Here is a 23,895-nt window from a genome sequence, read left to right on the forward strand (position 1 = left end):
GCGCAGGTGCCGCCTACAGGCCCGAGTAGGCGTGCAGGCCCTTGAAGAAGACGTTCACGATGCCGAAGTTGAACAGCACGGCGGCGAAGCCGACGATCGCGAGCCAGGCCGACCGCGAGCCGCGCCAGCCGCGGGTGGCGCGCGCGTGGATGTAGCCGGCGTAGATGACCCAGATGATGAAGGTCCAGACCTCTTTGGTGTCCCAGCCCCAGTAGCGGCCCCAGGCGCGCTCGGCCCAGATGGCGCCGGCGATGAGCGTGAACGTCCAGAACACGAAGCCGACGATGTTGACCCGGTAGGCCTGACGCTCGAGCGATTCGGCATCCGGCAGCGTCTTGAGGAATCGCAGACGCAGCGCCGAGGCGAGCCGCGACACCGAGTCGCCCTTCGTCTGCAGCAGCTGCAGCACCGACAGCGCGCCGCCGAGCGCGAAGAACGCCGTGCCGAGGATGGCCACGAGCACGTGGATGACGAGCCAGGCCGACTGCAGGGCCGGCGGAAGCGGCGCGACCGCCACGTAGTACTGGAGGGTGGAGATGCCGAGCAGGATGAGCACGAGCCCCGTGACGAAGGTGCCGAGGAACCGCATGTCTTGCCGGATCAGCACCACCAGGAACACCGCCACGATCAGCAGCGTTCCCGTGATGGAGAACTCGTACATGTTGGCCCACGGCACCCGGGAGGCCGCGATGCCGCGCAGGATGACGCCGCCGAGCTGGATGACGAACGCCATGATGGTGAACGAGACGCCCAGCCGCAGCGCGATCGAGCGCTTGCCCGCGGCGTCGACACCCGCGAGCGACACCAGGGCCGCGTCGTCGTCGGCCTTCGAGGCGGCGGGCGGATAGGCCGGGAGCCCGGTCGAAGCGGACCCCGCCGAGCCCGCGGGGGAATCGGAGGCCGAGGCAGCGGAAGACGCCCCCACCACCGCCGGCACCTTCGCATCGGCCTCGACGGCCTTCTTGACGGTGGACGAACGGCGCGCGAGATCGAGCGCGAACGCGATGAACGCGAGCGCGTACACGGCCATGGCCGAGTAGATGAGGATGATCGAGATCTCGTCGAGGGTTTGCGTCACAGCTAGAGCCTAAGCCTTCGGATCGGATGACGGAGAGGAGGAGGGAACCTGGGGAGAAACCCCGCCGTCACCGGGGGTTGTGGAGAACGGTTCGTACGCCCCCGCGTGGCGGTCGGCGAGTGCCGAGACGGCCTCGACCAATCGCGGATCGTCACCGCGCGCGAGACCGGCGTATTCGAGGTGCACGCTCCCGTCGGAACCCGTCGTGGCCTTCACCCACACCCGCCGGCGCGGGATGAACAGCGAGGTCAGCAGGCCGCCCAGCACCAGGATCGCGAACAGCAGCATCCAGGTCTGGGTGGCGTCGTGGTGCACGTCGAACGACGCGAAGCGCTTCACGCCGTCCAGGGACACCGTGCCGAGACCGTTCGGCAGCGACGCGGTCTCGCCCGGCTTGAGCTCGATCGAGTCGACCCCCGTGGCGCCGCCGGTGAGCTGGTTCATCTTGTCGGTGTCCAGCGAGTAGACGGATGCGGGCACGCCGCCGTCCAGGCCCAGGTCGCCGTCGTAGACGTTGAGCGTGAGCACCGGATACTCGAGGTCGGGGAAGGTGGAGAAGTACGCCCCCGAGGCGGACTGCGACTGCGTGGGGTAGAAGAATCCGATCATGCCGAGCTGGTCGGCCAGTCCGTCCGGCACCTTCACCACGCCGAGCGAGGTGAGGTTGGCATCCTGGGGCAGGAAGGGCACCGAGTCGGTGAACACCACGTTCCCCTCGGTGTCGCGCACCGTGATGGTGGGCGCGTAGCCGTTGCCCAGCAGGTACACGTCCGTGCCGCCGATCTTCAGCGGGCTGTTCACCTTGATGTCTTCGGCCGACGCGGTTCCATCGGCCTGCGTGGTGGTGACCGCCGCCGTGTAGTCCAGCGGCTGCCCGAAGGCCTTCAGCGACTCGGTCTCATAGGTCGCGGAGAACGAGTCTAGGGTGATGGAGTACGGCGAGAGCTGGTCGTCGCTGAAGAACCGGCCGGGATTGAACGAGTCGTAGGCGAGCAGCGTGTTCACGAAGGTCTGCCCCTCCACCACCACGCGCTGGCCGCTGTACCCGAAACCGCCGCCGATCCCGACGGTGAGCAGGATGCCGACCAGCGCGCCGTGGAACACCAGGTTGCCGGTCTCGCGCAGGTAGCCGCGCTCGGCCGAGACCGAGGCGGTCTCCAGCCCGGTCTTCTTGTCGACACCCGTGAACACGACGGTGCGGTAGCGCTGGCGCTTCAGCAGCACGCGGGCCGAGTCGACCACCGAGGCGGCCGAGACGGGGGAAGCCACCGACGAGGCGCCCGATCCGGATGCCGCCTCCGCGGTACCCACGATGTCGCGCGTCGTGAACCCCGCGAGCCGCGACAGCCGCGCAGGGGTGCGCGGCGGCTTCGCCCGCAACGCGTCGAAGTGGTGCTTGGTGCGCGGCACCACGCAGCCGATCAGCGAGACGAACAGCAACAGGTAGATCGACGAGAACCACACCGAGGTGTACACGTCGAAGGCCTGCACCTTGTCGAGCACCGGCGCGAGGTCGGGGTTGTCGACGAAGTACTGCGTGACACCGTTCGGGTCGGCCGCGCGCTGCGGCACGAGCGATCCGGGCACCGCCGCGAGCGCGAGCAGCAGCAGCAGGAACAGCGCCGTGCGCATGCTCGTCAGCTGCCGCCAGAAGAACCGCAACCAGCCCACGAACCCCAGCTTGGGCTGCGTGATGTCATCGGAGCCGGATGACCCGGACGAGCCGGAACCGGATGCGGCGCGGCCGTCGAAACCGCCGCGCTTGCCGGCGCCGGGCTCCGCGGAGTCGTAGTGATCAGATGGGCGAGACAAAGCCGTTGATCACCGCCTGCAGCTGGTAGATCCAGATCGTCCAGAGCCCGCTCACCATGAGCACGCCGATCGCGACCAGAAGGGCGCCACCGATGATGTTGATGGTGCGGATGTGGCGCTTCAGGAACGACACCGATCCGGTCACCCAGTCGAGCCCGAGGGCCACCAGCAGGAACGGCACGCCGAGGCCGATGCAGTAGAACAGGCCGAGCAGCACGCCGCTCCAGGCCGAGCCGCTGGTGAGGCTGAGTGCCTGGATCGCGCCGAGCGTCGGGCCGATGCACGGCGTCCAGCCCAGGCCGAACACGATGCCCAGGATCGGAGCACCGGCGAGTCCCGTCGCCGGCCGCCACGAGGGCTTGAAGGTGCGCTGCAGAAAGCTGAACTGGCCGATGAACACGAGCCCCAGCACGATGACGACCACGCCCATGATGCGCGTGATGGCGTCCTGCCAGACGACGAGCCAGGTGCCGAGGGCGCCGAACGCCGCCGAGTAGGCCAGGAAGATCACCGAGAACCCGAGGATGAACAGGGCGATGCCGAGGAACATCCGTCGCCGGCCCGCCTTGCGGGACCCGCCCTCGGCGCGCGCACCGGCATCCGAGATGCCGCCCACGTAGGCGAGGTAGCCCGGAACGAGCGGAAGCACGCACGGCGAGGCGAACGACACGAGCCCGGCCAGCAGGGCGATCGGGATGGCGAGCAGCAACTGCCCGCTGAGCACGATCTCGGCGAAGGGATTGCCCACGGGCTCAGTCCGCCCCGACGGCGGCGGGCTTCGGCGTGGCCGCCGGCGTCGAGGTGTCGCCGAGGCTCGACTTGATGAGCGTCTCCAAGATCGACGGGTCGCTCACCCGGCCCAGGATGCGCGCCGCGACGCGCCCCTCGGTGTCGAGCACCAGAGTGGTCGGCACCGCATTGGGCGCCACCGTGCCCGAGAACGCGAACTGCATGGCGCCGTCGGTGTCGACGATCGAGGGATAACTGATGCCGAAGGTCTTCGAGAAGGCGGCTGCGGTGTCGGCCTGGTCGCGCACGTTCACACCGAGGAAGGATGCGCCCGAACCGTCGAACTGCTGGTTCAGCTTCTCGAGGTCGGGGGCCTCGGCGCGGCACGGCGCGCAGCCAGCGTACCAGAAGTTCAGCACCAGTACCTGGCCGGCGTAGTCGCTGGAGCTGACGGTCTCACCCTGCTCGTCGGTGCCGGTGAACTCGACCGGCTCGCCGCGGTCGGCCTCGTTCACCTCGGTGACGGTGCCGTCGCCGGAGATGTAGCCCTTGCCGCTGCCGTCGAGGTACTGCTGCGCGAGCGGGTCGTTGGTGCAGCCGGCCAGCGCCAGTGCGCCCACGGCCACCACGGCGGCGAGCGCGAGTCGCAGCTTCACACCGCCCCCACATCGGTTGCCGTGGCGGCCAGCGGCGCTGCCGGATCGGAGTACCCGACCTCCGCGAAGCGGTCTCCCCGGCGTTCGAAGCTCGTGATGCTCGACAGCGCGCAGCGGCGCTTGCGCGGGTCGTGCGGCAGCGACTCCCCCACGATGGTGCGGTGCGCGATCCAGATCGGCGACTGATGGCTGACCATCACGACGTCGCCCGACTCGACCGAGGCGTGCGCATCCGTCATCGCCGCGAGCATCCGGGTGGAGAGGCTCGTGAACGACTCGCCCCAGGAGGGCCGCCAGGGGTTGTAGAAGAAGCGCCACATCCGCGGATCGCGCAGCGCGCCGCCGGGGCCCGACATCCGGCGCCCCTCGAAGGCGTTGGTGGGCTCGATGATGCGCTCTTCGATGAGCGGATCGAGGCCGAGCCCGAGAGCGATCGGCTCACCGGATTCGCGGGCCCGCTGCAGGGGAGAGGTGTACAGCCGGGCGATCGGCCGATCGCGCGCGATCAGGTCGTCGGCGGCCGCCTGCGCCATCCGCCGGCCGAGCTCGGAGAGGCCGAACCCCGGGATGCGCCCGTACAGCACGTGATCGGGATTGAAGACTTCGCCGTGGCGGACGAGATGGATCTGGCTGGCGGGCACGGCATCCAGTCTACGAGCGGTGTTGCCGTGTATCCGCCGAGAGCCGGATGCTCCTTACCATCATGAAGTTCTACTACACGAGATATGTAGAACTATGCGATTGTGCTCAACGGTTGTCGCGCGAATAATTGATCTCAGAAAGGCTAAATCATGACCCTCATCACCCTCACCGCATTCGCTCTCATCTCCGTCGCCGGAATCGTCGCCACCGTCAAGACGCTCCGCGTCGACGGCTACCGCGCCGTTCCCAGCTTCCGCTGATCCCGGGGTCGATCGACCGGCCCGTCCCGCTTCGACCATTCGTCCAGCTGACGCCCGCTCGATCGACAGTCCGGCCCGGCCTGCGCCCGGATGCCCGGCTTACGCTCGCACTCGACCCCCTTTCGAGAACGAGACGCCGAGGTATTCCATGTCCGCACCGATCGACTTCCCCGTCCCCGTCGTCCCGCACTGGATCGACGGCGCCGAGCACCCCTCGACCTCCGGCCGCACGGCTCCCGTCTACGACCCCGCACTCGGCGTGGTGACCAAGCAGGTCGCCCTGGCCGATCAGGACGAGATCGCGGCGGCGATCGCCTCGGCCAAGGCCGCGTTCCCGGCCTGGCGCGACCTCTCGCTCACCAAGCGCCAGTCGGTGCTGTTCGCGTTCCGCGAGCTGCTGAACTCGCGCAAGGGCGAGCTCGCCGCCATCATCACGGCCGAGCACGGCAAGGAGCTCTCCGACGCCCTGGGCGAGATCGCCCGTGGCCAGGAGGTCGTGGAGTTCGCCACCGGCCTCGCGCACCACCTCAAGGGCGAGTACTCCGAGCAGGTCTCGACCGGCATCGACGTGTACTCCACCAAGCAGCCGCTCGGCGTGGTGGGCATCATCAGCCCCTTCAACTTCCCGGCCATGGTGCCGATGTGGTTCTTCCCGATCGCCATCGCGGCCGGCAACACCGTCATCCTGAAGCCCAGCGAGAAAGACCCGTCGGCCGCCATCTGGCTCGCGCAGCTGTGGAAGGAGGCCGGTCTGCCCGACGGCGTCTTCACCGTGCTGAACGGCGACAAGGAGGCCGTCGACGGCCTGCTGACCAGCCCGGATGTCGCATCCATCTCCTTCGTCGGCTCCACCCCCATCGCCCAGTACGTCTACGAGACCGGCACCAAGCACGGCAAGCGCGTGCAGGCCCTCGGCGGGGCCAAGAACCACATGCTCGTGCTGCCCGACGCCGACCTCGACCTGGTGGCCGACTCGGCCATCAACGCGGGCTTCGGATCCGCCGGCGAACGCTGCATGGCCGTCTCGGTCGTGGTGGCGGTCGAGCCCGTGGCCGATCCGCTGATCGAGAAGATCCGCTCTCGGATGGCCGGGCTCCGCATCGGCGACGGCCGCCGCGGCTGCGACATGGGCCCGCTGGTCACCGAGGCGCACCGCGACAAGGTCGCCTCCTACGTGCAGATCGCCGAGCAGGACGGCGCCACCGTGGTGGTCGACGGCCGCGACGTGCAGCCCGACGGCGACCCGAACGGCTTCTGGTTCGGCCCGACGCTGATCGACAAGGTGCCGACGACCAGCCGCGTCTACACCGAGGAGATCTTCGGTCCGGTGCTCTCGATCGTGCGCGTCTCCTCCTACGACGAGGGCGTCGCCCTGATCAACTCGGGCGCCTTCGGCAACGGCACCGCCATCTTCACCAACGACGGCGGAGCGGCCCGCCGCTTCCAGAACGAGATCCAGGTGGGCATGATCGGCATCAACGTGCCCATCCCCGTGCCGGCCGCGACGTTCTCGTTCGGCGGCTGGAAAGCCTCGCTGTTCGGCGACACCAAGGCGCACGGCGCCGAGGGCGTGCGCTTCTTCACCCAGCAGAAGGCCATCACCTCGCGCTGGCTCGACCCCTCGCACGGCGGCATCAACCTGGGCTTCCCCCAGAACTGAGTCCCCACCCCGACACGGGCTGCGGATGGCGGCTCTGCAGTTCAGACGAGCTGCAGGGCCGCCCAGAGCTCGGCGCGGGCCGCGAAGCGCTCGAGGTCGACGCCCAGCAGGGCGCCGGCCGCATCCACCCGGTTACGCACGGTGTGGCGGTGCACGCCGAGTTCGCGTGCGGCCGGATCCCAGGCCCCGTTCTGCGCCAGCCACACCCGCAGGGTGGCCAGTAGCGTCTCCCGTTCGCCCGAAGGCAGCTCGAGCAGCGGCCTCAGCACGCGCCGCGCCACCTCGGCGCCGCCCGAGGCCGCGAGCAGCCCGTGCAACCCCTGCTCGGCCAGGTTCTCGAAGTCGACGAAGGGCCGCTCGCGGGTCGTGGCGGCGGCCGCGTGCCGCGCTTCGGCGAGCGCCCGCGGCAGCTCGCTCCAGCCGACGGGCCCGGATGACCCGGCGCCCAGTCCGTGCCGACGGAGCAGCGGATGCGCCTCGTCGCGCTCGTCGTAGCGGGTGATCACGAGCGTCTCGTCGCCGTGCTCGGCGAAGAACATCCGCCCCGCGTTGCGGTCGGCGAGCAGCTCGAGCTCGTCGAACAGCGATTGCCCGGGCGTCTCTCCCACCACGAGCGCCACCCGCACGGGTTCGGGCGGCAGCGGCCCCCACAGGCTCTCCGCCGTGCGGTCGGCCACGTCGACGACCCCGGACTGCAGCAGCTCGAACAGGCCCGTGCGCAGTCGCCGCCGCGCCGCATCCAATGTCCTCCGCTGTTCGAGCGCGATGCTGGCCAGGCCGATCACGCTGGCCACGAGGTCGCTGCCGGCCGGATCCAGCGGCGTCGACGCGCCCACGGCCAGAACGCCGCGCAGGTGCCCGCGCTGCCCGAGGGTCTGCAGCGAGATGCCGCCGCCCTCGTCGATGATGCGCAGTCCCGCCCGCGACCCGCGCCCGAGCGCTTGCGCCACGGCCTCCTCCACCACCGGCTGCAGCTCGGCCGGCACCGGCGCCAGCCCGGGGACCCGCACCGCCGTGCCCGCCGAGTCGTAGAGCGCCACCCAGCTCTCCAGCCGTTCGGCGAGTTCGAGCAGGATGGCGCCGAGACCGTCGACGCGCAGTGCCGCCCGCGCGATCGCCCGCTGGGCCTCCAGCGACCACTCCAGGCGCTCACGCCGCTCCTCGGCGATCACGTCGGCCACGAAGCGGATGATGCCGATGAACGGCGTCGCCGTCGCCACCGCGAACAGCGGCAGCCCGGCTTCGTCACAGGCCCGCAGGAGCGCCGGCGGGATGTCGTCGTGCCAGATCCCGCGGGCGAAGCCCAGCGCGAGCACGCCCCGGTCGCGCAGGCGGCCGACATAGGCGGCGGCGAAGGCTTCGCCGGGCGTGCGTTCGAACTGCGCGCCGTCCGTCAGCAGCAGCTGTCCGGCCTCCAGCCAGGGCGTCGGGTCGTCGAGGTCGGAGCTGTGCGCCCAGGTGAGCGGCTGATCCAGCACCGGGTCGAGCAGGGTGCCACCGGCCACCAGCTCCATCCGGAACTCGCGGCGGGCCAGGATGCTGCGCAGCGTCGCGGGCATCCGTCCTCCTTCGCGGGGCGGGGGCCCGCCATCCGTTCGATTCGCGCAGCACCGTCGGCCCGCTTCAAATCGTCCAGTTCCCAGCTTAGCCTTCGACGTTCTGGCATCACGGCGATCATTGCGTCGCGCTCACACTGAAGGCATGGCCACCAACGACTCCATCCGCGCGCTCGACACCTCCACCGTGTTCCACTCCTGGTCGGCGCAGGGCGCCCTCGCCCCGCTGCCCATCGCGGGAGGACTCGGCTGCACCGTCTGGGACGCCGACGGCCGCGAGTACCTCGACTTCTCCTCGCAGCTGGTGAACGTGAACATCGGGCACCAGCATCCGAAGGTCGTCGCCGCCATCCAGGAGCAGGCCGCCCTGCTCGCCACCGTCGCCCCGGCTCACGCCAACGAGACGCGTGCCCGCGCGGCACAGCTCATCCTCGACCGCGCCCCCGAGGGCTTCGAGAAGGTCTTCTTCACCAACGGCGGAGCGGATGCCAACGAGAACGCCATGCGGATGGCACGCCTCTACACGGGGCGCGACAAGATCGTCTCGCACTACCGCTCGTACCACGGCAACACCGGGGCCGCGGTCGTCGCGACCGGCGACTGGCGGCGGATGCCCAACGAGTACGCCCGCGGCCACGTGCACGCCTTCGGGCCCTACCTCTACCGCTCGGACTTCTGGGCGACGACGCCCGAGCAGGAGACCGAGCGCGCGCTGCAGCACCTCGAGCGCGTGGTGCAGTCCGAGGGCGCCGACACCATCGCGGCCTTCCTGATCGAGACCGTCCCCGGCACCGCCGGCGTGCTGGTACCACCGCCCGGCTACCTGGCCGGCGTGCGCGCCATCGCGGACCGCTACGGCATCCTGCTCATCCTCGACGAGGTGATGGCGGGCTTCGCGCGCACCGGCGAGTGGTTCGCGTTCGACGCCTTCGACGTGGTTCCGGACCTGATCACCTTCGCGAAGGGCGTGAACTCGGGGTACGTGCCGGTCGGCGGCGTGCTCATCTCCAGCCCGATCGCGCACCACTTCGACGAGCGGGTGTTCCCGGGCGGACTGACGTACTCCGGGCATCCGCTGGCCGCCGCCAGCATCGTCGGCGCCCTGACCGCGATGGCCGAGGAGGGCGTGGTGGAGAACGCCCGCGAGGTCGGGCGCACGACGATCGGGCCCGCGCTCGAGCGCTTCGCCGCCGCTCACGAGGTGGTGGGCGAGGTGCGCGGAACCGGCGTGTTCTGGGCGATCGAGCTCGTCTCCGACCGCTCGGCGCGGACGCCGCTCACCGCCGCCGCGATGGGCCGGCTGAAGAGCGACCTGATGGCGCGCGGGCTGCTGCCGTTCCTCGCCGAGAACCGCATCCACGTGGTGCCGCCGGCGGTGATCTCGGCCGAGGAGGCCGAGCGTGGGCTCGCGATCATCGACGCGGCCCTCGGCTCGGTGGACACGGGTCTGTGATGTCGCACGCCGCCCTGTCGTACGTCGTGACTAGCATCGCCTCATGACCGACGCATCCGGCGCACCCGGCGCCTCAGCCGCGATCCTGCAGCCCACGGCACTGACCGTCCCGCTCCCCCACGAGCCCCTCGCCGATGAGCAGGTCGTCTCCGGCAGCCCGAGCACGGCCGTGGCCGAACTCGGCAGAGTGGGCGAGGTCGAGTTCGGCCTGTGGGAGATCACGCCGGGCGTCTCCACCGACGTGGAGACCGACGAGGTGTTCGTGGTGCTCTCCGGGCGCGCGACGGTGGAGTACACCGACGCCGACGGGCCGCACACGCTCACCCTGGGGCCCGGCACCATCGGCCGGCTCGGCGAGGGACTCCACACGACTTGGACCGTCACCGAGACGCTGCGCAAGGTGTACCTGCTCGGGGCCCACGCTCCGGCCGGCGCCTGACCGGCGGGTAGACTTGCCGATCGTGACCACCAGCTCCCGTACCCTCGTCAAGAACCTCGCCGCCCTCGAAGACGGCCCCGTCACCGTGTCCGGATGGGTCGACACGGTGCGCGATCAGAAGAAGGTGCAGTTCGTCGTGCTCCGCGACGAGTCCGGCGCCGTGCAGCTGGTGAACCCGCGCACCGAGGAGACCGAGGCCGTGGCCGAGACCATCTCCGGCCTCGCGCAGGGCTCGTTCATCACCGTCACCGGTGAGCTCAAGCACGACGAGCGGGTGAAGCTCGGCGGCATCGAGGTGAAGCTCGCCACCCTCGAGGTCGTCACCGCCGCCATCCCCGAGACGCCGATCGCGGCCGACTCCGGCATCGACAAGCGCATGGACTGGCGCTTCCTCGACCTGCGCCGCCCCGAGCAGAACCTCGTCTTCCGCGTGCAGACCACGCTGGAGCACGCCTGGCGCACCTACTGGGTCGAGCACGACTTCATCGAGATCCACACCCCGAAGCTGATGGCCTCGGCGAGCGAGTCGCGCGCCGAGCTGTTCGAGGTGGAGTACTTCGAGACCAAGGCGTACCTCTCGCAGAGCCCGCAGTTCTTCAAGCAGATGGCGCAGCCGGCCGGCTTCGGCAAGGTGTTCGAGGTGGGCCCCGCGTTCCGCGCCGACCCCTCCTTCACCTCGCGTCACGCCACCGAGTTCACCTCGGTCGACGCCGAGATCTCCTGGATCGACTCGCACGAAGACGTCATGCAGCTGCACGAAGACCTCATGGTCGCCGGTCTCCGCGCGGTGAAGGAGAAGCACGGCGAGGAGATCAAGGCGCTCTTCGACGTCGACATCGAGGTGCCCACGCAGCCGTTCCCGCGCATACCGCTCGCCGAGGCGAAGCAGATCGTCGCCGACCGCGGCTACGTCGTGCCCCGCGAGGACGACGACATGGACCCGGAGGGCGAGCGCCAGATCGCGGCCTACGTCAAGGAGACCTACGGGCACGACTTCGTGTTCCTCACCGACTACGCCTCGAGCATCCGGCCGTTCTACCACATGCGGAACGCCGCCGACGGGTCGATCACCAACAGCTACGACCTCGTCTACAACGGTGTCGAGATCTCCACCGGCGCCCAGCGCGAGCACCGCGTCGAGGTGCTGATCGAGCAGGCCAAGGAGAAGGGGCTCGACCCCGAGGAGCTCGGCTTCTACCTCGACTTCTTCCGCTACGGCGTGCCGCCGCACGGCGGCTTCGGCATGGGCCTCTCCCGCGTGCTGATGCTGATGCTGCACCAGACGAACCTGCGCGAGGTCGTCTACCTCTTCCGCGGCCCGACCCGCCTCACCCCGTAGTCGGTTCGAATCTGCAGAAATAACGAAGAGCGACGCCCTATACGGGGTCGCTCTTCGTTATTTCTGCATTTGTGAACCGAACTCCCCGTCAATCCCGATCGTGTACCGCACGTGGGGCCGAAGCGGAGAACCTACCGGCACCCGCGGATGCTCGAAGCGGCCGGCCTCGCGCATCCCGAGCCGTTCCATCACGGCCCGCGAGCGCACGTTCACCACCGCGGTGATCGAATTCACCTCGGTCAGCCCGGCCTCCTCGAAGCCGAACCGCAGGGCGGCCTGCGCCGCCTCCGTCGCCAGTCCGCGGCCCCAGAACGGCTGCGCCAAGCGCCAGCCCACCTCGACTCCCCCGGCTCCCGGAACGCCCTCGGACATCGGCGCCAGCCCCGTGAACCCCACGAACTCGACCGTCTCGCGCAGCTCGAGCGCCCACAGGCCGTAGCCGAACGCCTCGAAGGAGCCGTCGGCGCGCTCCGCCAGCGCATCGCTCTGCGCGCGTGACAGCGGCGCCGGAAAGAACTCCATCACCGCCGGGTCGGCGTTCATCGCCGCGAACGGCTCCCGATCCGCCGCCCGCCAGCGGCGCAGCACCAACCGGTCGGTCAGCACGCGCGCCTCAGAGCTCGAAGTCGACCGACGCCCGAGCCGACACGAGGGCCTTGATCTGCGGCCCCGCGGCCAGGTGCGCCGGATGCGTCTGGTACGCGTCGAGATCGGCGAGGGTCTCGTAGTCGGCCACCAGCACGACGTCCCAGTTCGAGTCGAAGTAGGCCATGTTGCCACCGACCGTGAGTGTCGAGATCGACGGGATCACGGCGGGCAGTGCCGAGAGCAGCCCCACGATGGTGGCCACGTCGGCCGCCTTCTGCTCGGCGTCTTCGGCCGCGACCTTCCATGCGACGACGTGACGGATCATGCGGAGGCCTCCAACAGGGCGGTTCGGAGCCGGGCCGGTTCGACCCGCCAGATGGTGTGCACGCGCCCGTCGATCTTCAGCACGGGGATCTCCTCGGCGTACTCGTCGAGCAACGCCGGATCGTCGAGGATCGACAGTTCGCTCACCGAGACCTCCACCTCCGGCAGCTCGGCGAGCACCCCGCGCACGACCTCCCGGGCGTCGTCGCAGAGATGACAGCCTGGTTTGCCGATGAGGGTGAGGGAGACGGATGCCACGAACCCAGCCTAGAGAACGAAGTCGGGCTTCACGGTCCACGCGGTGGCCGTCTCCAGCACACCGAGCAGCGCCAGCGCGCTCATCGCCGCGTGATCCTGGCTCAGCGTCGAGTACACGTCGATGGCCAGCGGCGGCGGCTCGCCGAACTTCGGGATCTCGATCTCGGCACGCGCGCCGCCCTCGAGTTCGATGAAGGGGTGCACGGTGTGCGCATCCGAGACCGGCCGGTCGACCGCCAGGGCGATCACGGCCAGCGCCTCGAGCTTGGTGACGGCATCGCGCACCACGAGGGTGGCGCAGTACTCGGGCACGGCGGCGGGAGGCACAGCGGCGGGCGGCACGGGCGTCATGACTCCATCACACGCCCGCACAGCAAAAAGCGCCAAGCCGAAGCCTGGCGCCCTGCTCGCAGAAGCGAGACGAGAGGACTCGTCTACTTCTTGTTGCGACGCTGGTGGCGGGTCTTGCGAAGCAGCTTGCGGTGCTTCTTCTTCGCCATGCGCTTGCGACGCTTCTTGATTACGGAACCCACTGAGACCTCACACGTATTGGGGATGACCGCGTAGATCGGCGGTCAGGGGCAAAAGAGCCTCGGAGAAGTGTACCAGCTACCGCTAGGCCGAATCGGCGATGTGGTTGCTGACCGCCGAGGCGACGGCCGACTCGGGCACCCGGAACGACCGGCCGAAGCGGATCGCCGGCAGCTCGCCGGAGTGCACCAGACGGTAGACCGTCATCTTCGAGACCCGCATCATCTCGGCGACTTCGGCGACCGTCAGGAAGCGCACGTCGTCCAGTTCTGCAGCCATGGCGAAACTATAGCGTCAGCGCCGCAGCTTGGGTACTTACCGCCGCAACTTGGAGACGAGGTCGTCGGTGACCGACTTCACCGCGTGCGTGGTGGCCGCCGCACGGCGACCCACGTTCTGGCCGAAGGCGGCCGCGGCCGACTTCACGGCGTCGGAGGCGTTCTCCCACAGCTCGTCTTCTTCGGCGGTGTCGAAATCGGCCGAGAGGAACGGGATGATCCAGTCCTCCACCTCCTCCAGCGGCGACACGTCGATGCGGTAGAAGCGGTGCTGCCCCTCTTCGCGCACCACCACGAGGCCGGCGTCGCGCAGCACCTTGAGGTGCTTGGAGACGGTGGGCTGGCTCAGTTCCAGCTGTGACACGAGCTCCGACACGCTGAACTCGCCCTCCGCGGCCCCGGATGCGCTCACCGGGTCGGCCGAGACGTACCGTTCGAGCAGCAGCGACAGCAACTGGCGCCGGGTGGGGTCAGCGATCACGGAGAAGATGTCGGCCATGCGTCCAGGGTAGTGGTGCCGCCCCGGATCCGCGCCACCTCGCGGGTGCGGCGTCATCCGGGGAATCCGGATGCGCGCCCGTCCGGGTAGCATGGCACCGTTCAGCGATGCCCGGAGTGCGGCACCGACGGCCCGAGGCGAGGATCAGCAGGATGGGCATGGGGGGCACCGTCACCAGCCGCAACCCTCTGAACCGCGGCCGCACCTGGGTGGGCCGGGCCCGCAGCGGCTTCCGCGAGTTCTCCGAGAACTCGCCCTCGCGCTTCGCGATCCTCATCTTCGCCGGCCTCATCGTGCTGTTCACGGTGCTGTTCTCGCTGCCGATCTCCAGCGCCACCGGCAAGACCACCGGCCTGGCCGACTCGCTCTTCACCGCCGTCTCGGTGATCTGCGTCACCGGCCTCGCCACCGTCGACATGGCCACGCACTGGTCGGTGTTCGGGCACATCCTGATCTTCATCGGCGTGCAGATCGGCGCTCTCGGCGTGCTGACCCTGGCGAGCATCCTGGGCCTCGCGGTCTCCCGCAAGCTCGGGCTGCGCGCCCGGCTGATCGCGGCCAGCGACACCAACCCGCTCCGGATGCACCACGGCCCGGTGGCGGAAGGCCAGGCGGTGCGGCTCGGCGAGATCGGCAACCTGCTCGCCACCGTGGCGATCAGCGCCTTCGTGATCGAGGTGGTGATCGCCGGCCTGCTCTTCCCCCGGATGCTGCTGGACGGCATCCCGGTCGGCGAGGCCGTGTGGAACAGCTTCTATTACTCGGCCATGGCGTTCACGAACACGGGGTTCGCGCCGAACGCCGAGGGGCTCGCCGCGTTCGAGAACGACTACTTCTTCCTCGGCATCCTGATGGTGGGGGTGTTCCTCGGCAGCATCGGCTTTCCGGTGATCTACACGCTCTCGCGCACCCTCGGCGCCTGGCGGGTGCGGCACAAGTCGAGGGACTACCGCCGCGAGCACCGCGTGCGCTGGTCGGTGCACGTGAAGCTGACGCTCGTCACCAGCGCGATCCTGATCGTGGCGGGCGCGGCGCTGTACATCGTGCTCGAGTTCGACAACCCGAAGACCTTCGGCGGCCTGAACGCCGGCGACACCGTCTTCCAGAGCTTCTTCCTCTCGGTGATGACGCGGTCGGGCGGATTCTCCACCATCAACCTCCCCGACCTCAACGGCTCGAGCCTGCTGGTGACCGACATGCTGATGTTCATCGGCGGCGGATCGGCGTCGACCGCCGGTGGCATCAAGGTGACCACGCTCGCCGTGCTCTTCCTGGCGGCCTTCGCCGAGGCGCGCGGTGTGCAGGACATGGAGTCGTTCGGCCGGCGCATCCCGGGCGACGTGCTGCGCCTGGGGGTCTCGGTCGTGCTCTGGGGGGCGACGACGGTGGCCGTGTCGAGCATCCTGATCCTGCAGATCTCCAAGGCGCCGCTGGACTTCGTGCTGTTCGACGTGATCTCGGCGTTCGCAACCTCGGGCCTGACCACCGGTCTCACCGCATCGCTGCCGGATGCGGGGGTCTACATCATGGCCGCCACGATGTTCATGGGCCGCGTTGGTACTGTGACCTTGGCCGCCGCGCTGGCCGCGAGCCAGCGGCAGCAGCTCTACAAACGCCCGGAAGAGAGGCCCATCGTTGGTTGACCGGATCAGACACGACGCCCCCGTGCTCGTCATCGGCCTCGGCCGGTTCGGCGCCGCCACCGCCGGCGAGCTCGACCGGCTCGGCCGCGAGGTGCTGGCGATCGACGAGGACGAGCGGCTCGTGCAGAAGTGGTCGGAGCGGGTGACGCACACGGTGCAGGCCGATGCGAAGAACGTCGAGGCTCTGCGCCAGATCGGGGCCTCCGAGTTCCAGATCGCCGTGGTGGCGGTGGGTTCGTCGATCGAGGCCTCGGTGCTGATCACGGCGAACCTGGTCGACCTCAAGGTGCCGCAGATCTGGGCGAAGGCGATCTCGCGCTCGCACGGCAAGATCCTCGAGCGGATCGGCGCCAACCATGTCATCTACCCCGAGGCCGAGGCCGGCGAGCGGGTGGCGCACCTGGTGTCGGGGCGGATGCTCGACTTCATCGAGTTCGACGACGACTTCGCGCTGGTGAAGATGTATCCGCCGAAGCCGATCCGGGGGCTCAACCTCACCGAGTCGGGGGTGCGCACGAAGTACCACATCACCGTGGTGGGCGTGAAGAGCCCCGGCAAGCCGTTCACCTACGCCACGGAGTCGACCGTGGTCTCGAACCACGACCTCATCATCGTCTCGGGCAAGAGCTCGGACATCGAGGCCTTCGCGGCCCTGGGCAACTGAGGCCTAGCCACCGCCACTTGGCAGAAGTCGCCGCTTTTCGCGGCCACTTGCCATCACTTGTGGCAAGTGGCGGCCCGAAGTGGCGACTTCTGCCAAGTGGCTGCGGGCTGCAGGCTGCAGGGGTTCAGCCGGCGGCGAGTTCCTTCGCGCGGGCCAGGGCCGCATCCGTGGCGCGGGTGAAGAGGGCGGGGAGGTCGGCCTCCTGCAGCACGGCGATCGCGCGCTCGGTGGTGCCCTTGGGGCTGGTCACCTGGATGCGCAGGTCGGTGGGGGTCTTTCCGCTGGCCACGAGGAGTTCGGATGCGCCCGCGAACGTGCCGTTCACGAGCTCGGCCGCCTGCTCCTCGGTGAATCCTTTTTCCACAGCTGCGGCTGTCATCGCTTCTATCAACAGATACACGTAGGCGGGGCCCGATCCGGAGATGGTGCTGAGAGCATCGAGCTGTGATTCCGGAACCTCGACCACCGTCCCCACCGTCTCGAACAGCGCGCGCACGAGCGCCAGATCGGCCGCGCTCGAGCGGCTGCCCGCCGAGAGGCCCGTCACGGCGCGCCCCACGATCGCGGGGGTGTTCGGCATCGAGCGCAGCACCGAGGCGCTCGGCGGCAGGTGCGCCTCGAAGGTGGCCACCGTGACGCCGGCCGCCACGCTCACCACGACGGCGCCCGGCGCGAGCGCGTCGGCGATCTCGTCGAGCAGGTCGGGCACCATGGCGGGCTTCACGGCCACCAGCACGATGGCCGCGCCGTCGACCGCGCGCCGGTTGGCCTGCGGATTGCCTTCGGTCGCGAACGCCGTGACACCGGCCACGTCGTCGAACTCGGCCGCCTTCGCCGCCTGGCGATTGGTCACCCGGATGCCGCCCACCACCTCGACCGACGGAGACAGCAGACCGCTCAGGATGGCGCGACCCATCGAACCCGCACCCAGCAGTGCGATCGTGGGGAGGGTGACGGTGTCGGGGCCGTCGGTCGCGCTCTCGTCTGTTCTGCTCTCAGCGGTGCTCATCGGTCCATCCTAGGATTGGGCCGAGCAGCCCGCAGCGTCGACCGGAGGTCGATCGAGCGCATGCGCCTGCCGGAGGAGACGAGACACGTGAGCACATCGGGCGGCACCAGGGCCATCATCGCGGCATTGCTGGCGAACGTGGGTATCGCGGTGGCCAAGTTCGTGGCGTTCTTCCTCTCCGGCTCGTCCTCGATGCTGGCCGAGGGCGTGCACTCGCTCGCCGACTCCGGCAATCAGTTGCTGTTGCTGCTCGGCGGTCGCAAGGCGAAGAAGAAGGCCGATAAGGAGCATCCGTTCGGCTACGGCCGCGAGCGCTACGTGTACGCCTTCGTGGTGTCGATCATCCTGTTCTCGGTCGGTGGCGTGTTCGCCATCTACGAGGGCATCGAGAAGATCACGCACCCGCACGCGATCGAGCTGCCGTTCATCCCGATCGGCGTGCTGCTGATCGCCATCGCACTCGAGAGCTTCTCGCTGCGCACCGCCATCAAGGAGTCCAACCACACCCGCGGCAAGCAGAGCTGGGTGCAGTTCGTGCGCCGCGCCAAGGCGCCCGAGCTCCCCGTGGTGCTGCTGGAAGACACGGCCGCCCTCACGGGTCTCGCCTTCGCGCTGGTGGGCGTGAGCCTGTCGGTGGTCACGGGAGACGGCATCTGGGACGGCATCGGAACCCTGTTCATCGGCGCCCTGCTCGTGGTGGTCGCCGTGATCCTGGGCATCGAGACGAAGAGCCTGCTGGTGGGCGAGGGCGCCAACGACGCGGATGCCGCGGCGATCGTCGCGGCGATCGAGGGCACCCCCAAGGTCGACCGCCTGATCCACATCAAGACGCTCTACCTCGGGCCCGACGAGCTGCTGGTCGGCGCGAAGATCGCGCTGTCGCCCGACTCGGAGCTGCGCGACGTCGCCGCGACGATCGACGAGACGGAGGCGAACATCCGGGCCGCGGTTCCGCTGGCGCGTGTCATCTACCTCGAGCCCGACGTGTACGTGGCGCCGGTCGACGTGGAGCTCAACACCTCCGCGATCGTCATCAAGAGCGCCGACTGAGAAGACCGCGGGCGATGAGTGCGGAGTCGATGCCCACGGCCGTCGTCGTGCGGCACGAGCCGATGGTGGCGCTCGGCAACTTCGAGCCGGTGCTGCGCGAGCGCGGCTACCGGATCGTGTTCGTCGACGCCTGGTCGCAGACCTTCGCCGCCGATCTCGCGGCGGTCGCCGACGCCGAGCTGCTCGTGGTGCTCGGATCGGCGCGGGGCGTCTACGAGGCGGACGAGCATCCGTTCATCGGCACCGAGCTCGCGTTCGTGCGCGCCCGTCTGGCGAGCGAGCGGCCCACGCTCGGCGTGTGCTTCGGCGCGCAGCTGATCGCGGCCGCACTCGGCTCCGAGGTGCGCCAGGGCGGCAGCGTCGAGGTCGGCTACCGCGACGTGCGGCCGACGGATGCGGGGCTCGACTCCCCCGTCCGTCACATCCTCGACGTGCCGGTCGCGGAGTGGCACGGCGACACCTTCGAGCTGCCGGAGGGAGTCACCCGTCTCGCCTCCTCGGCCGCCTACGCCAACGAGGCCTACGGGGCCGGCGACTGGCTTCTGGCGGTGCAGTTCCACCCCGAGCTCACGGATGCGATGCACGAGGAGTGGCTCGTCGCCGACGCCGCGTACGTCGAGCGTGCGGGTTACGACGCCGAAGCCCTCCGCCTCGACCGGGAGCGCTTCGGCGCCGGCATGCAGGCGGCCTCCGCCCGGATGCTCGGTGCCTACCTCGACGGGCTCTCCCTCGACCGCCCCTCGCTCGACGGCCCCTCCCTCGACGGCCGATCGCGGAAGAACGTCGTCAGCAGCTCGCCGCAGGCCTCCGCCTCCACTCCGGCGACGACCTCCACCCGGTGATTCAGGCGCCGGTCGCGCAGCACGTCGTAGACCGAGCCCGCCGCTCCCGCCTTGTCGTCCCAGGCGCCGTAGACCACGCGCGGGATCCGGGCGGCCAGGATGGCGCCGGCGCACATCACGCACGGCTCCAGGGTCACGATCAGGGTCGCTCCGGTGAGGTGCCGGTCGCCGAGCTTCCAGGCCGCCTGGCGGATCGCCACCACCTCGGCGTGCGCCGTCGGATCCTCGCGCAGCTCCCGCTCGTTGCGGCCCACCCCGATGACGGTGCCGTCGCGATCCACCACCACCGCCCCCACCGGCACGTCGTCGCTCTCCAGGGCCGCCCGGGCCTCCTCCATCGCCAGTCCCATCCACTCGGCGAGCCGGGCGGGTCCGGGGAGCGCAGGCATGGCCGGCGGGGTAGACGGGGCCGGCGGTGTCGGCAGAGCCGGCTGTGCCGACCGGGCCGGCGGGGCGGACGCACCGGGCGCGGACCGGTCATCCGGAATCGGGTCGGCCACGCTGCATCCCTCGTCTCCACCACGTCGCCGGGATCGCCCGGCAGCAGCCTCTATCGTCGCGCCCCCGACCGCTCCCGTCCAGTCGGCCCGGCACGGCCGCCCCGATGACCGCACCTGTGGCGCTCGGCGGAGTCCAGTAGATTGGCGGCATGCGCGTTCACGTTGCCGACCACCCGCTCATCACCCACAAGCTCACGATCCTGCGTGACCGCGCGACCCCGTCGCCGACCTTCCGGTCGCTGACCGAAGAGCTGGTCACGCTGCTCGCCTACGAGGCCACCCGCACCGTGCGCGTGCAGCCCGTCACCATCCAGACCCCCGTGGCCGAGACCACCGGGGTGGCCATCAGCGACCCGCGCCCGCTGGTCGTACCCATCCTGCGTGCCGGACTCGGGATGCTCGAGGGCATGGTGAAGCTCATCCCGAGCGCCGAGGTCGGCTTCCTCGGCATGGTGCGCAACGAGGAGACCCTCGAGCCCACCACCTACGCCGAGCGCCTTCCCGACGACCTCTCCGACCGCCAGTGCTTCGTGCTCGACCCGATGCTGGCCACCGGAGGTTCGCTCGGCGCCGCGATCGACTTCCTCTTCGCGCGCGGGGCTCAGGATGTCACGGCCGTCTGTCTCCTCGCCGCCCCCGAGGGCGTGGCCGCTCTCGAGAAGGCCACGGAAGGCCGCGACGTCACCCTCGTCCTCGGCGCCCTCGACGAGCGCCTCAACGAGAAGGGCTACATCGTCCCGGGCCTCGGCGACGCCGGGGACCGGCTCTACGGTACGGTGTGAGCTCCGCTCAGACGGGTGCGCCGCCGGCTGGTCTGCACCGGTCTGAGCTCCGCTCAGACGGGTGCGCCGCCGCCTGGCCTGCTGCGGTCTGAGCTCCGCTCAGACCGGTGCGCCGCCGCCTGGCCTGCTGCGGTCTGAGCTCCGCTCAGACCGGTGCGCCGCCGCCTGGCCTGCTGCGGTCTGAGCTCCGCTCAGACCGGTGCGCCGCCGCCTGGCCTGCTGCGGTCTGAGCTCCGCTCAGACCGGTGCGCCGCCGCCTGGCCTGCTGCGGTCTGAGCTCCGCTCAGACCGGTGCGCCGCCGCCTCTGCGGCGCACCTTGCGGTGAGGTAGCGCGGCGCGAGGCTTGTGGGCGCTCTCTCCGGAAAAGGCGACGTACACGCCGCCGCCTTTTCCGGTATGCGCGGGTTTCATCGCGGACCGGCGGACACGCGGGTCGGCGGACCAGCGGCTCAGCGGCTCAGGCCGCTTCGCCGGTGGGAGCGGCGGCTCAGGCCGCCGCGTCGGGGGTGGGGCGGGCTCGGGCTCGGAGGTCGAACAGGCCGATGACGAGGGCCACCACGAGCAGGCCCAGGGCCACGAACATGCCGTTGCGGTAGGCGTCGTGGTAGAACTGCAGGTCGGTGGCGGGGCCCGCGCTCTCGCGGTAGATCGTGGAGAAGAACAGCGCCGACGCCGCCGCGACACCGACCGCCGTGCCCACCCGTTGACCGACCTGGGCCATCGAGCCGGCGGTTCCGCCCTCGGTGACGGGGATCTCGGCCAGCGTGAGCGTCTGGTTCGGCGAGATCACGAGCCCGCCCCCGGCCCCCGCGACCGCCATCGCCGCGGCCATCAGCCAGATCGACCAGTCGGCCGGCGGCAGCACCGCCGCCAGCAGCACCAGCACGAAGCCGACGATGGCCACCACGACGCCCAGCACCACCAGCGAGCGCCCGTACCGCGCCACCAGGCGCCCGCCGATCAGGGCGCTCACCGCCGAGGTGAGCGCGAACGAGATGCTCACCATCCCCGCGAACACCGGCGCGAAGCCGAGCCCCTGCTGCAGGTACAGCGTCGTCAGCAGGAAGATCGCCGGCCCCGCCGCGAACCAGGTGGCCGCAAGCAGCAGCCCGTTGCGGTACGAGCTGATCCGGAACAGCGCGAACCGGATGGCGGGCGACTTGCCCGCCGCCTCGTAGCGCCGCTCCCACCAGATGAAGAGCACGACGGCGACGGCGCATCCGGCCAGCCACAGCCAGCGCCACGGGCTGTCGTCCGGCCCGCCGGTGGTGAGCACGAACGGCAGCATGAAGCTGAAGACGGATGCCCCGAGCAGCACGATGCCCACCAGGTCGAGGTTGCGCGCCCCGGGCTGGTGCACCTGCGTGCGCGGCAGCAGCCGGAGGGCGAAACCGAGCGCCACGAGGCCGAGCGGGACGTTCATCCAGAACAGCAGACGCCAGCCGTCGGTCTCGCCACCGATCGCGATCAGCAGGCCGCCCAGCGTGGGGCCGAACGCCGTGGCGACGCCGATCGTCGCACCGAAGATCCCGAAGGCCCTGCCGCGCTCCTCGCCCTGGAACAGCTGCTGCACGAGCCCGAGCACCTGCGGCATCTGGATGCCCGCGGCGACGCCCTGGATGATCCGCGCGATCAGCAGGATCTCGATGCTCGGCGCCAGCGCACACAGGGCGCTGGACAGCGTGAACGCACTGAGCCCGATGACGAACATGGTCTTGCGCGAGTAGAGGTCGCCGAGCCGGCCGGAGGGCACGAGCGCCAGACCGAAGGCCAGCGCGTACCCGGCCACGATGATCTGCAGCGAGGTCGAGTCGGCACCGAGCGACTTCTCGATCGACGGGAGCCCCACGTTGACCTTGGACAGATCGAGGATGGTCAGGGCGGCCACACCCACGGCGACCCAGTAGGCCTGCCAGCGGGATCCTCCGCCCACGGTCGAGGCGGGAGAAGGAGAGGTCATCTTCGAAATCTATACCGGTGCTAACTATCCGACCACGGCCCGATCGCTCCGATGCACTTGACAGTGGCACCGCACTTCCGGTTGAATTCCGTACATGACTGACAACGTGCACGCCCTGACCTCCTGTGAGGCCCTCGGGGATGCCGGCATGATGATGACCGGCAGTGTCGTCATGTGTTGTCGAATGTGTCGCTAACGAGACCATCTCGCCGAGCGCCTTCCACTCTCTCAGCTTCATCCCGCTGATCGCAGAGTGACGGCCCTCCCGCATCGCAGACGATGCCGCCCCGGACTCTCATCGCAGTCCGCAGCCTGATACTTCTCGGGTCCGCCCTAGCCGGGCCACTGCCGCAAGGACAACTCTCATGTCGATCGCCCACCTCGAAACCCGCCCCACCACCGTCTCGCCGCTCAAGCGCGTCGACGACGTCACCGAAGCCCCGCGCATCCGCGCCGTGCCCGAAGGAACCGAAGCCCGCGGCTTCGTGCTCTACGTCGGCATCGACGAAGACAAGGCCGCTGCCGACGGCACCGACCTCGGCCGCATCGTCGAGGCCCTGAAGGCCCTGGCGCAGCAGATCGCGCCCTCCTCCGACACCTACGCCGCCGTGGCACTCGCGCCCCGCGGCGCCGGTGGTCGTGACGTCGACGTGGTGCGTCTCGCACTGCAGGACCCCTCGGCTCTGGCCCGCCAGCGCCAGGAGGTTCCGGATGCCGCCGACCGCGCCCGTGACGGCGTCGTCGTCGACCTCTCGCGCAAGCGGGTGCTCCTGGACAACACCGCCGCGAACCTCACCTACAAGGAGTTCGAGCTGCTGCAGTACCTCGTGCTGCGCGAAGGCCGCACGATCGAACGCGCCGAACTGATCTCCTCGCTCTGGAGCGCCGGTGACGAGGAAGCCCCCAACGAACGCACCATCGACGTGCACGTGCGCCGCCTGCGCTCCAAGCTCGGCGACTACGAAGACATCGTGCGCACGGTGCGGGGGGTGGGGTACCGGTTTGACCGCCATGCCGACGTCAGTGTTCGGCACACGAGCACTCCGTCGCCTGATCTGTTCTGAGAGCCGGGGCCGCACCGGCATGACGGTCTAAACGTGCTGGTTGCCGGAGCCCCTAGGGCTCCGGGTGCGCCGCCGCCTCTGTGTTGGTTGCCGGAGCCCCTAGGGCTCCGGGTGCGCCGCCGCCTCTGTGTTGGTTGCCGGAGCCCCTAGGGCTCCGGGTGCGCCGCCGCCTCTGTGTTGGTTGCCGGAGCCCCTAGGGCTCCGGGTGCGCCGCCGCCTCTGCGGCGCACCTTGCGGTGAGGTTAGGGGCTCGCTCGGGTTTTGCGCTCTCTCGCAGA

Annotated in this window: 25 protein-coding genes and 1 pseudogene; 10 read left to right on the forward strand and 16 right to left on the reverse strand. The window is 69.7% G+C overall.

The annotated features are described in order from the left end of the window. Positions 1-13: 13 nt before the first annotated feature. From ccsB to ACN4JJ_RS19600, 5 genes are read right to left on the reverse strand one after another with little or no spacing between them, the layout of a single operon-like run. Positions 14-1,078, reverse strand: coding sequence for a c-type cytochrome biogenesis protein CcsB (gene ccsB / locus ACN4JJ_RS19580; RefSeq protein ID WP_440711582.1), 1,065 nt, complete (start codon positions 1,076-1,078; stop codon positions 14-16). Positions 1,079-1,087: 9 nt separating this feature from the next. After that, positions 1,088-2,890: a cytochrome c biogenesis protein ResB gene (gene resB, locus ACN4JJ_RS19585; RefSeq protein ID WP_440711583.1), complete on the reverse strand. Its 1,803-nt coding sequence runs from the start codon at positions 2,888-2,890 to the stop codon at positions 1,088-1,090. Beyond that, positions 2,874-3,638 carry a cytochrome c biogenesis CcdA family protein gene (locus ACN4JJ_RS19590; protein WP_440711584.1) on the reverse strand — a complete coding sequence of 255 codons (765 nt, stop codon included), beginning with the start codon at positions 3,636-3,638 and terminating at the stop codon, positions 2,874-2,876. Before ACN4JJ_RS19590 ends, resB begins: the two co-directional genes overlap by 17 nt. A gap of 4 nt (positions 3,639-3,642) precedes the next feature. Further along, positions 3,643-4,275 (reverse strand): TlpA family protein disulfide reductase, encoded by a 633-nt coding sequence (locus ACN4JJ_RS19595; protein ID WP_440711585.1) that lies wholly within the window; start codon positions 4,273-4,275, stop codon positions 3,643-3,645. Then, entirely contained in the window at positions 4,272-4,916 is a 645-nt protein-coding gene (locus tag ACN4JJ_RS19600) for a histidine phosphatase family protein (protein ID WP_440711586.1), read from the reverse strand. Before ACN4JJ_RS19600 ends, ACN4JJ_RS19595 begins: the two co-directional genes overlap by 4 nt. 409 nt (positions 4,917-5,325) lie before the next feature. Between ACN4JJ_RS19600 and ACN4JJ_RS19605 the strand changes: the two genes are divergently transcribed. Beyond that, the gene (locus ACN4JJ_RS19605; RefSeq protein ID WP_440711587.1) at positions 5,326-6,837 is read left to right on the forward strand and encodes a CoA-acylating methylmalonate-semialdehyde dehydrogenase; all 1,512 of its coding nucleotides are present in this window, start codon (positions 5,326-5,328) and stop codon (positions 6,835-6,837) included. Positions 6,838-6,878: 41 nt separating this feature from the next. On the opposite strand, the gene ACN4JJ_RS19610 is transcribed toward ACN4JJ_RS19605, so the two are convergent. Continuing rightward, a complete protein-coding gene (locus ACN4JJ_RS19610; RefSeq protein ID WP_440711588.1) occupies positions 6,879-8,396 on the reverse strand; it encodes a PucR family transcriptional regulator in 1,518 nt (505 codons plus the stop codon). 142 nt (positions 8,397-8,538) lie between these two features. Between ACN4JJ_RS19610 and ACN4JJ_RS19615 the strand changes: the two genes are divergently transcribed. Genes ACN4JJ_RS19615 through aspS form a run of 3 tightly spaced genes read left to right on the forward strand, consistent with a single transcriptional unit; the run spans position 8,539 to position 11,624 of the window. Next, positions 8,539-9,846, forward strand: coding sequence for an aspartate aminotransferase family protein (locus tag ACN4JJ_RS19615; RefSeq protein WP_440711589.1), 1,308 nt, complete (start codon positions 8,539-8,541; stop codon positions 9,844-9,846). A 43-nt stretch (positions 9,847-9,889) separates the two neighbouring features. Then, the gene (locus ACN4JJ_RS19620; protein WP_440711590.1) at positions 9,890-10,285 is read left to right on the forward strand and encodes a cupin domain-containing protein; all 396 of its coding nucleotides are present in this window, start codon (positions 9,890-9,892) and stop codon (positions 10,283-10,285) included. A 22-nt stretch (positions 10,286-10,307) separates the two neighbouring features. Next, complete coding sequence (gene aspS, locus ACN4JJ_RS19625; protein WP_440711591.1) at positions 10,308-11,624, forward strand: aspartate--tRNA(Asn) ligase; 1,317 nt, start codon at positions 10,308-10,310, stop codon at positions 11,622-11,624. Positions 11,625-11,681: 57 nt separating this feature from the next. On the opposite strand, the gene ACN4JJ_RS19630 is transcribed toward aspS, so the two are convergent. The 7 genes from ACN4JJ_RS19630 to ACN4JJ_RS19660 form a co-directional block, all read right to left on the reverse strand. Continuing rightward, positions 11,682-12,230: a GNAT family N-acetyltransferase gene (locus ACN4JJ_RS19630; protein WP_440711592.1), complete on the reverse strand. Its 549-nt coding sequence runs from the start codon at positions 12,228-12,230 to the stop codon at positions 11,682-11,684. A gap of 7 nt (positions 12,231-12,237) precedes the next feature. Continuing rightward, positions 12,238-12,537, reverse strand: a complete 300-nt coding sequence (locus tag ACN4JJ_RS19635; RefSeq protein WP_440711593.1) for a Dabb family protein — start codon at positions 12,535-12,537, stop codon at positions 12,238-12,240. Further along, on the reverse strand, positions 12,534-12,794 hold the full coding sequence (locus tag ACN4JJ_RS19640; protein ID WP_440711594.1) for a glutaredoxin family protein: 261 nt from the start codon (positions 12,792-12,794) through the stop codon (positions 12,534-12,536). The genes ACN4JJ_RS19635 and ACN4JJ_RS19640 overlap by 4 nt, the downstream gene beginning before the upstream one ends. A 9-nt stretch (positions 12,795-12,803) precedes the next feature. Further along, positions 12,804-13,145: a hypothetical protein gene (locus tag ACN4JJ_RS19645; protein WP_440711595.1), complete on the reverse strand. Its 342-nt coding sequence runs from the start codon at positions 13,143-13,145 to the stop codon at positions 12,804-12,806. Positions 13,146-13,228: 83 nt separating this feature from the next. Continuing rightward, positions 13,229-13,327 (reverse strand): 30S ribosomal protein bS22, encoded by a 99-nt coding sequence (locus ACN4JJ_RS19650; protein WP_003792170.1) that lies wholly within the window; start codon positions 13,325-13,327, stop codon positions 13,229-13,231. 82 nt (positions 13,328-13,409) lie between these two features. Continuing rightward, positions 13,410-13,604, reverse strand: a complete 195-nt coding sequence (locus ACN4JJ_RS19655; protein WP_291050286.1) for a helix-turn-helix domain-containing protein — start codon at positions 13,602-13,604, stop codon at positions 13,410-13,412. 36 nt (positions 13,605-13,640) lie between these two features. After that, positions 13,641-14,102 (reverse strand): ArsR/SmtB family transcription factor, encoded by a 462-nt coding sequence (locus tag ACN4JJ_RS19660; protein ID WP_291050288.1) that lies wholly within the window; start codon positions 14,100-14,102, stop codon positions 13,641-13,643. Between the two features lie 158 nt (positions 14,103-14,260). On the opposite strand from ACN4JJ_RS19660, the gene ACN4JJ_RS19665 reads away from it, so the two are divergent. Together ACN4JJ_RS19665 and ACN4JJ_RS19670 are read left to right on the forward strand one after the other, a co-directional pair. Next, positions 14,261-15,745, forward strand: coding sequence for a TrkH family potassium uptake protein (locus ACN4JJ_RS19665; protein WP_440711596.1), 1,485 nt, complete (start codon positions 14,261-14,263; stop codon positions 15,743-15,745). Then, positions 15,738-16,409, forward strand: a complete 672-nt coding sequence (locus ACN4JJ_RS19670) for a potassium channel family protein (protein WP_440711597.1) — start codon at positions 15,738-15,740, stop codon at positions 16,407-16,409. Before ACN4JJ_RS19665 ends, ACN4JJ_RS19670 begins: the two co-directional genes overlap by 8 nt. Before the next feature lie 124 nt (positions 16,410-16,533). Here ACN4JJ_RS19670 and proC read toward each other — a convergent pair whose 3' ends face one another. Then, on the reverse strand, positions 16,534-17,418 hold the full coding sequence (gene proC / locus ACN4JJ_RS19675; protein ID WP_440711598.1) for a pyrroline-5-carboxylate reductase: 885 nt from the start codon (positions 17,416-17,418) through the stop codon (positions 16,534-16,536). Between the two features lie 87 nt (positions 17,419-17,505). Between proC and ACN4JJ_RS19680 the strand changes: the two genes are divergently transcribed. After that, a complete protein-coding gene (locus ACN4JJ_RS19680; protein ID WP_440711599.1) occupies positions 17,506-18,468 on the forward strand; it encodes a cation diffusion facilitator family transporter in 963 nt (320 codons plus the stop codon). 62 nt (positions 18,469-18,530) lie between these two features. Further along, a pseudogene (locus tag ACN4JJ_RS19685) lies at positions 18,531-19,046 on the forward strand (glutamine amidotransferase-related protein); the annotation flags it as partial. Between the two features lie 131 nt (positions 19,047-19,177). Here ACN4JJ_RS19685 and tadA read toward each other — a convergent pair. Beyond that, positions 19,178-19,699, reverse strand: coding sequence for a tRNA adenosine(34) deaminase TadA (gene tadA / locus ACN4JJ_RS19690; RefSeq protein ID WP_440711600.1), 522 nt, complete (start codon positions 19,697-19,699; stop codon positions 19,178-19,180). A gap of 260 nt (positions 19,700-19,959) precedes the next feature. Here tadA and upp point away from each other — a divergent pair, with 260 nt between their 5' ends. After that, positions 19,960-20,592, forward strand: a complete 633-nt coding sequence (gene upp, locus ACN4JJ_RS19695) for a uracil phosphoribosyltransferase (protein WP_440711601.1) — start codon at positions 19,960-19,962, stop codon at positions 20,590-20,592. Positions 20,593-21,080: 488 nt separating this feature from the next. On the opposite strand, the gene ACN4JJ_RS19700 is transcribed toward upp, so the two are convergent. Beyond that, entirely contained in the window at positions 21,081-22,553 is a 1,473-nt protein-coding gene (locus ACN4JJ_RS19700; protein WP_440711602.1) for an MFS transporter, read from the reverse strand. Between the two features lie 365 nt (positions 22,554-22,918). On the opposite strand from ACN4JJ_RS19700, the gene ACN4JJ_RS19705 reads away from it, so the two are divergent. Next, positions 22,919-23,617, forward strand: a complete 699-nt coding sequence (locus tag ACN4JJ_RS19705; RefSeq protein WP_440711603.1) for a winged helix-turn-helix domain-containing protein — start codon at positions 22,919-22,921, stop codon at positions 23,615-23,617. The last annotated feature ends 278 nt before the right edge of the window (positions 23,618-23,895 follow it).

This window comes from Herbiconiux dendrobii (assembly GCF_052048175.1).
Taxonomy (GTDB): Bacteria; Actinomycetota; Actinomycetes; order Actinomycetales; family Microbacteriaceae; genus Herbiconiux.